Consider the following 8,295-nt stretch of genomic DNA (forward strand, 5'->3'; position numbering starts at 1 on the left):
GAATGAAGAAAAATTATAAATTGATAATTATCGGTGGCGGTTTAGTAGGTCTATCAACAGCTTATAACTTAGTGACAAATTATAATGGCTATTCTACTGTCAAAGGGGAAGATATTTTAGTTCTAGAAAAAAATAAATTTTTTAACGATAAAGGCAGTAGTGCAGGCAGTACTCGACAATTTAGATATCAATATACTGAAAAATATATGACTGAATTAGTAATACAATCTATTCCAGACTGGCAAAAACTTCAACAATTTACAACTAATAGTTTAATTGAACATGTAGGTAGTTTATGGTTCGGAGACCCTAAACTTCCAACTACAGAAGGTGGTATAAACCCAGCTGAAAAAACAATGGATAAAACAGGAGTTCCATATTCCAATTTGAATAAAACACAAATTGAAAATTGGTATCAATTTAAAAATCTTCCAGATGATTATGTCGGCTTTTATCAAAAAGATGGTGGTGCTATAAACTTACCAGAAACATTAAAAACTTTTTATAGTCAAGCTTCTATAGCTGGCGTTCAAATGTTAGAAAACACTCCTGTATTAGATATTAAAAAAGAAAATGGAAAATATACTATTCAAACAGGAGAACATGAATTCACAACAGAAAAAATACTTGTGTCTACTGGAGCATATGTAAATGACATTACAAAATATTTTGATAAGCAAATAAAATTAGATATTTGGGATATGGTTTCAGCATACTTTGAAAAAACAAATCCTAATATTGACTATCCTACTTGGTTTGCTTTTCAACAACCAAATGACGAAAATAGTAATTTATATTATGGCTTCCCAGAATTGGATTGGAAATACAAAAATTATATTAGAGTGGCTCCTGATTATCCATTTGCAATATATGATTCTCCATCTGAAAGAAAAAAACCAACTTCTGAAGATTTCAAAGAGACTGAAGAATGGGTTAAGAACCACATGACTGATTTAGATAGTAATGCTAAATTCAAAAGCACTTGTATGTTAGGATTACCTAAAAATAAAAATAAATTATTATATTTAGATTTTATAACTGATGATAAAAATGTTGTTGTACAAACTGGAGGTTGGGTTGCTAAATTCGCACCTACTTTTGGAAAGATTTGTAGTCAGCTATTAATAAATGGACGTACAGACTATAATATTAGTCATTTTAAAATTGAAAGTGAGGATTTAAAATGACTTCTAAAATAACAATGAATGATATTAATTATATAAATGGAATTAATGACGACCTAGATATAGATATTGCAATTGTTGGAGCAGGAGTATCGGGGATTTATAGTGCATATCGATTTCTAGAAGATGATAGATATAATAACAAAAAAATAGGTATATTTGATTTAAATGATAAAATTGGTGGACGATTAGAATCAATTGTACTGCCTGAATCAAATGTTACTGGCGAATTGGGTGGAATGAGATATCTAACAAGTCAAAAAATAACAACTTCTCTAATAGAGAATATATTTAAATTAAAAAATAAAAAATTTGAAACTGGAGAAACCTCAAGCCATACTTTCTATCTAAGAGGTCAACGTTTTAAAGAAAATGAGTGGGAAAAAAATCAAAAAAAGCAAGATAAATTTTATACCAGATATTTTATGTCAGAACAACTTCAAGGCTATCACCCAGATCAGTTATTTAACAAAGTTATTGCTGAGGTATGTTTAAATGATCCTTGGTTTAATGATAGTTACAATAATAAAATAGAAAAGCAAGACGATTATAACTATAGTTTTAAATTAAGCAGTGAAGATTGGGACAATATAAAGCGCAATTTAATATATTACAAAGATAACAGCCCCTATAACCAAATGAAATTGTATGATATTGGATTTTGGAATTTGCTCAAAGATCAATTAGGTAATGAAGGGTATGAATTTTTAGCTAATGCAGGTTCGTATTACTCTAATACATTAAGTTGGAATTCTTCAGAGGCATTCTCATATATTGTTGGAGATTTTACTGATGGAGTAGAATATAAAACAATAGATGAGGGTTATGATCAACTTGCTTATTCTTTAGCTAAAAGAGTCTCTGAAAATGATAACGTAACATTATATTTAAACTCTGAACTAAAAACTTTCTCTAAAGATAAAGAAAGCTACGAATTAGAACTAGTTAATGTAAATACAACAAAAACAAAGAAAGTAAAAACAAGAGAAATTATATTAGCTATGCCAAAAAGATCACTGGAATTATTAGATCAAGATAATTTCTTTTTTAAAGATGCTTCACATTCAAAGGTTAGCAAATTAATAGATACCGTATATGCAGAACCTTCGTTAAAACTACTATTAGGTTTTGAATATCCATGGTGGAGAGAATGTTTAAACTCTTACTATGGCAAATCTACTACCGATTTGCCAATGCGACAATGTTACTACTTTGGTGTAGATGAAGATAATCAACATTCACTTTTATTAGCAAGCTATAATGATATGAGAACTGTTAATTTCTGGAAATCTATGATTAGATCCAATGATAATAAATTTATTCAACACGATGAAATAAAAAGCAAAAATAATAATTTAGAATTGTTCAATGAAAAATATAGTGACGAAGTCACTAATGTTATGGTTGAAGAATCAATAAATCAATTAGAAGAACTTCATGATATTAAAATTCCAAAACCCTATGCCAGTCGTGTAAAAGATTGGTCTAAAGATCCATTTGGTGGAGGATATCATGCCTGGCATACTGGCATAGATGTTCAAAAAACAATGAAATTAATAAGAAAACCCTACGAATACGAAAATATTTATATTGTAGGAGAAGCATATTCATCTGATCAAGGTTGGACAGAAGGAGCTTTCAAAACAGCAGAAAAAATGTTACAAGAACATTTTGGATTAGAAAGACCCGAATGGTTGGATAGTGATTACTATTTAGGATGGTGATTTTCTTGTTTATAGTGGCTATAAATTAGCCACTATTTTTTCGTTAGAAAAAATCCTAAGGGGCTTGGGGATTATCCCCAACAAGCTGGCGCGTCTGCCACGTCAGTGGCTATCAAAGCCAATGCTTGCCAAACCACTTAACGACTTGATTAATTTTGCTTTACCCTGTAAAGTAAAATTATATTAAGGAGTTATCTTTCGAAGAAAGCGTGGTGGGAATAATGAGCGAACAAAACACATTTGTGGCTAGCGACGAAACTGTTGGGCGAAACCATAAACCCAACCGTAAGGAGCCGAAACAAATCAGTTTTCGTGTGAGCGAATCCGAATATTTAAAGTTACAACAATCAGCTGAAACTTTAAATATGAGTGTGCCTGCTTTCGTTAAGAAAAAGGCACAGGGCAGTCGATTGGTCGCACCAAAATTGGATCAAGCAACGCGACAATCGATAGCCAAAGATTTGAGTATGTTGGGCGCAAATGCCAATCAGATTGCCAAATATTGCAACCAACATCAACATGAAGCACCGAACTATGAAGCATTAGAACGCAATATCAGTGAATTACGTGAAAGGCTTGATGAGATATGGCAACAACTAAATTAAGTGCGACTAAATCAACGTCACGTGCCATTAATTACGCTGAGAAACGAGCCGTAGAGAAAAGTGGTTTAAATTGTGATGTCGACTATGCCAAATCGAGTTTCAAAGCTTCACGTGAATTATATGGTAAAACCGATGGCAATCAAGGACATGTCATAATCCAATCGTTTAAACCTGGCGAAGTCACGCCCGAACAATGTAATCAATTAGGCTTAGCACTCGCTGAAAAGCTCGCACCGAATCATCAAGTGGCGGTCTATACGCATGCCGATACAGACCATGTACACAATCATATTGTCATTAATTCAATTGACCTCGAGACAGGTAAGAAATTCAATAACAATAAACAAGCGTTACGTAATGTTAGAAATTTCAATGATGAGGTTTGCATAGAACATGGTTTAAGCGTGCCAGAAAAGGACACAGCACGCTTACGTTATACGCAGACAGAAAAAGCGATTGCTGACCCTAATACGAAATCAACTGCCCAATATTCATGGAAAGATGAGATTAGAGAGGCGATAGACCAATCACAAGCCACCAATATGGATGAATTCAAAGACCATTTAAACCAACATGGTATTGAAATTGAACGAGTCACACCCAAAAGCATTACCTATCGACACTTAGCCGAAGATAAAAAGGTCCGTGGACGTAAACTCGGCGAAGATTACAATAAAGGAGGGATCGAAGATGGCTTTGAAAGACAAATTCAACGACGAAAACAACAAGAACGAGACTCAGACACCGAATTCCAGCCCAAACGACCAACTTCAAGTCGTGATGAAGCAACTGAACGAGATACAGGCGTCACTCAAGCAGATTGGGAACAATTCGCCCAAGACACAAATGAGCTTGAGCGTCGCCGACAAGCTGCAGAGTCAGCAAGACTTGTTGATGAAAAGGCTCGAAGAGATCGAGAAGAGAGAGCACGAGCGAAACAAGCGTCACAACGAATTATTAACGACGATCGAGACCACGGCCTCGAACTTTAATCAAGCGACTGAAATGACACAAAAACGTTTCATCAGTGTAGCGAAACATTATATTGAACGGATTAATAACGATAATTTAAAGCAAGATTTTCAAACGGCGATACAAGAAGAATTGGAAGATGTGAAAGCAGACACGCATAAAGCGATGGAACAGTTACAAACTAACCAAGCCGAACTTCGACAAGAAAATAATGATTATAAAAAAATGATAGATGAACGTATCAAGCACAACGAAACAGCTGTTAAACAATATGATCAAGTGATACAACGTTTAACCAAAGGCATCACAGCGATGTTTTTTATCGTTGCCTTAGTCATGATTGCTTTTTTAGCACTCAGTCCGTTAGGTGACTGGTTAGGTGTGCAACATTTTTACGAATGGTTGAACTATGTCATGAAAACAGGCCATTCAGCATGGCGTTATTTCATGCTTATTTTCTATCTTGTACCTTATGTTTTATTTGGAGGACTTATGTATGTCATTTTAAAGGCATATGAGCGTCTTTAATACCAAACAGATAGAAAATACATTTTGTTTAATGAAGAAGCGATATCAAGCTTAAAATAGCTTAGAAATGAAAAGGAGAAACTCAATTGGTCTTTTTAGGTGCTTTTATAGCCATTGCATGTGCTTTGTTTATCATCTTTTATTTACCTTATTCAGAAAAGAGAAATAAAAGGTAACACACGCCATTATGCCGAGAAAATTTATTGAGCATTGAGAAGAACCCTTAATTAAACTGTTTCGACGAATGTCGGTATAGCGTGAGCTATGAAACCGACGAGTCGACAGTTTTAGGGTTTATTAAGGGTTCCGAGGCTCAATGTCAATAAAGCAATTGGAATAATGCATTAAAGTTATATCACTTATTGCTTTTTTAAATAATAAAAACCAACCACAAATGTGGTTGGTTTCCTTTTTGTCTTTTGAATTTGTGAGGGGCAAATTGCCCCGAACTTTTTAATATCTTTTTATAAATCTTTTTAAAACCTTTTTAGGAGGCATTTGAACCCTAGAGTGACAACAGTTTTGCCATATTAAAGGCATAGTTTTGCCACATTAAAGGCATAGTTTTGCCACATTAAAGGCATAGTTTTGCCACATTAAAGGCATAGTTTTGCCACATTAAAGGCATAGTTTTATAATTGTTATGCCTTTTACTCTATGTTATTGTGTAAACAAGCTTTAATACATAATTTTTCATAATATTAAAGGCATGGTTTTATTTTTTTTATGCCTTTAATGAAAGGATAGTTAATATATGAGTGGAGAAACTGTTATTTATAAAAATGAAATGAATTTAGTCCCTTTAAGACGCTTTACTGCTACTGAAATTAATTTGTTCTTTGCTATGTGTAATAAACTCAAAGAACAAGATACTAATACACTCCATTTGTCTTTTGACGAACTCAAAGAATTAAGTAATTACAGTCCTGAAACACGTAACATTAACAGGTTTGTAGATGATCTCCAAAGAGTTTACGACAAAATGTTAGATATCAGATATACTATTAGAACTGAAACAAAAATTAAAAAATTTGTCTTATTTTATAAGTATGAAATAGATATATCCGAAAAATATTTAGAAATTGCTACTTCTCCCGACTTAAAATACATCTTAAATTCAATTACGGATAATTTTACTAAATTCGAATTAAAAGAGATGACACACCTTAAATCTACCTACTCAAAAAATATGTTTAGATTACTTAAACAATATAAACATACTGGCTATATGAAGATTAAAATTGAAGACTTTAGAGAAAGACTAGATATTCCAGAATCGTATAGAATGTCTAATATTAATCAATTTGTTTTAACACCGATTATCAAGGAGCTTTCTCCAATATTTAGTAATCTCAATATCAATAAAATAAAAGCAAAAAAAGGACGTAAGATTGAGTGGTTAGAGTTTACTTTTGACGCTGAAAAACGCATTCACAGTAAACGACAGCCACAAATGGCGAATATAGGTAAGTCACAACAATATATCAGTCGTGAAAAAACGCCAAAATGGTTGGAAGAACGCACATATGAAAAACCAACACAAAATGAGTATGATCCGCAATTAGAAAAAGAACGAGAGGCATTTTTAAAACAACTTCAAGTTGATTGGGAAGAATAGAAAAGTTTACAAAAGATAGTATGAAAGATATACTTAAAGTAACAAATGAATTGCGAACTAGCATATACAAAAACCCCCACAGCCTGCCAAAGCTTTGTGGGGTTTTAATTTTATCTATTCAGTTTGTCTGAAATATAGTTCGCAACTATACCAGCTATAACTGATACGATAAAACTTGCAACAAATGAAATCGCGACTAGCATATACAACACCTCCTTTGTGCACGGAAGTGCGTTCTAATTATAATATACTAAAACTTATTATTAAACTGACAATCTATAAATCTTTTCTAACATCCATTACTCTTTTAACTATCAATAAAGCAATAGGTTTTAATATTAAACCCATTGCTATTGTTAAAAAAAACATAGTCCACATTGTAAAAAGAAATTCTAAAAGAAAATGGAAGGAATTTTTAAAAATGGCTAATATATTATAATTTATTTTATAACTAAGATTAAACCACTTAAGTAAATTAAATGTCGCAAAACCAACAAGTAAAGATATAATTCCGCATGTTAAGCTCTTAATAATCTCTTTTTTTTGTGTACCATGCATATAAAACAATAGAAATGCTCTTTTATCTTTTCTTTTATACATACCCATAAGTAATATTAAAAAGCTTGCAACAGACATATTCAGGGGCGTAATCCAAATGGCTGTGCTACTAAACATATAAATTATAGTACCAGCTAATGATGTTAAAGCTACATACATACCAAAGTGAAATAAGTTTTCTTTTTGGTCATGTGACTCTGTATATTTTTTTAATCTTTCGGAAATATCATAAATCATATTTTTCCACCTTTCATTAAATATTATGCCATATATTTTAAGTTCACACTGAATAAAGATACAAAAGTGTTATTGATGAAAATGCATGAAAACGTGTGGTTGTGGGACTGTATGAAAGTTGTATAATCGATAATCCAAAAACGAAGGGACAAACGCTGAAATGACGGCGTTTGTCCCTTTTTAGTTGGTTGACATAATTAGTTCTTATGGGTAGTTAATTTGTATATTCTATGTATAAGCTTATTTAATATTAACATTACTTGAATATACTATGTTTTACAGAATAAATTCATAAATGTATATGTTACATTAAGTATGTAAGTGTTAATAGTAAACTTTCGAATATATTCATTTTTGCTAAAAAACTTACAAAAATAACAGTATTTATTAGGAGGATTACAATGAAAATAGTAGTTATTGGTGCTACTGGCACAATAGGTAAAAGTGTATCTAAGAAACTTAAAGAAAATAATCATGAAGTTATTGAAGTTGGCAGTAAATCTGGTGACTATCAATTAGATATTACCTCTCCAACAGAAGTAGAACAAATGTATAAAGATATTAAAGATATAGATGCTGTTGTTAGCGCTACAGGAGGCGCAACTTTCAAATCTCTATCAGATATTAGTTTAGAAGAAAATAATGTAGCTATAAAAAGTAAATTATTAGGACAAATAAACCTTGTTTTAATAGGTCAACACTATTTAAATAAAAACGGTAGCTTTACTTTAACTTCCGGAATTATGATGGATGATCCTATTCTATTAGGTTCTTCAGCAGCTATGGCAAATGGCGGTGTTGCAGGATTTGTTACATCAGCAGCTATAGAATTAAAAAATGGTTTAAGAATTAACAATGTAAGTCCTAAT

8 protein-coding genes are annotated in these 8,295 nt (G+C 32.1%); 7 read left to right on the forward strand and 1 reads right to left on the reverse strand.

The window, feature by feature from the left end; translation table 11 throughout:
* The 6 genes from KLP42_RS27415 to KLP42_RS27440 all read left to right on the forward strand — a co-directional run.
* Positions 1 to 1,187, forward strand: a 1,187-nt coding sequence (locus KLP42_RS27415; protein ID WP_002502819.1) for an FAD-dependent oxidoreductase, incomplete at its 5' end; no start/stop codon positions are given.
* Positions 1,184 to 2,908, forward strand: coding sequence for an FAD-dependent oxidoreductase (locus tag KLP42_RS27420; protein WP_215571101.1), 1,725 nt, complete (start codon positions 1,184 to 1,186; stop codon positions 2,906 to 2,908). The genes KLP42_RS27415 and KLP42_RS27420, both read left to right, overlap by 4 nt.
* Before the next feature lie 221 nt (positions 2,909 to 3,129).
* Complete coding sequence (locus tag KLP42_RS27425) at positions 3,130 to 3,513, forward strand: plasmid mobilization protein (protein ID WP_000003401.1); 384 nt, start codon at positions 3,130 to 3,132, stop codon at positions 3,511 to 3,513.
* Positions 3,495 to 4,505, forward strand: a complete 1,011-nt coding sequence (locus KLP42_RS27430) for a relaxase/mobilization nuclease domain-containing protein (RefSeq protein WP_215571102.1) — start codon at positions 3,495 to 3,497, stop codon at positions 4,503 to 4,505. Before KLP42_RS27425 ends, KLP42_RS27430 begins: the two co-directional genes overlap by 19 nt.
* A gap of 13 nt (positions 4,506 to 4,518) precedes the next feature.
* A complete protein-coding gene (locus KLP42_RS27435) occupies positions 4,519 to 5,013 on the forward strand; it encodes a hypothetical protein (protein ID WP_000192397.1) in 495 nt (164 codons plus the stop codon).
* 754 nt (positions 5,014 to 5,767) lie between these two features.
* The gene (locus tag KLP42_RS27440; protein ID WP_000012420.1) at positions 5,768 to 6,631 is read left to right on the forward strand and encodes a replication initiation protein; all 864 of its coding nucleotides are present in this window, start codon (positions 5,768 to 5,770) and stop codon (positions 6,629 to 6,631) included.
* Between the two features lie 276 nt (positions 6,632 to 6,907).
* Here KLP42_RS27440 and KLP42_RS27445 read toward each other — a convergent pair whose 3' ends face one another.
* A complete protein-coding gene (locus tag KLP42_RS27445) occupies positions 6,908 to 7,426 on the reverse strand; it encodes a hypothetical protein (protein WP_000638665.1) in 519 nt (172 codons plus the stop codon).
* 401 nt (positions 7,427 to 7,827) lie between these two features.
* On the opposite strand from KLP42_RS27445, the gene KLP42_RS27450 reads away from it, so the two are divergent.
* On the forward strand, positions 7,828 to 8,295 hold a 468-nt coding region (locus KLP42_RS27450), incomplete at its 3' end, for a short chain dehydrogenase (RefSeq protein ID WP_215571103.1).

This window comes from Rhizobium sp. CSW-27 (genome assembly GCF_018760785.1).
Lineage (GTDB): Bacteria > Pseudomonadota > Alphaproteobacteria > Rhizobiales > Rhizobiaceae > Neorhizobium.

Excerpts from the sequence above, each read along its gene's own strand:
- KLP42_RS27430 (WP_215571102.1), top strand. The coding sequence starts at position 3,495 with ATGGCAACAACTAAATTAAGTGCGACTAAATCAACGTCACGTGCCATT.
- KLP42_RS27420 (WP_215571101.1), top strand. The coding sequence starts at position 1,184 with ATGACTTCTAAAATAACAATGAATGATATTAATTATATAAATGGAATT.
- KLP42_RS27435 (WP_000192397.1), top strand. The coding sequence starts at position 4,519 with ATGACACAAAAACGTTTCATCAGTGTAGCGAAACATTATATTGAACGG.
- KLP42_RS27445 (WP_000638665.1), bottom strand. The coding sequence starts at position 7,426 with ATGATTTATGATATTTCCGAAAGATTAAAAAAATATACAGAGTCACAT.
- KLP42_RS27440 (WP_000012420.1), top strand. The coding sequence starts at position 5,768 with ATGAGTGGAGAAACTGTTATTTATAAAAATGAAATGAATTTAGTCCCT.
- KLP42_RS27425 (WP_000003401.1), top strand. The coding sequence starts at position 3,130 with ATGAGCGAACAAAACACATTTGTGGCTAGCGACGAAACTGTTGGGCGA.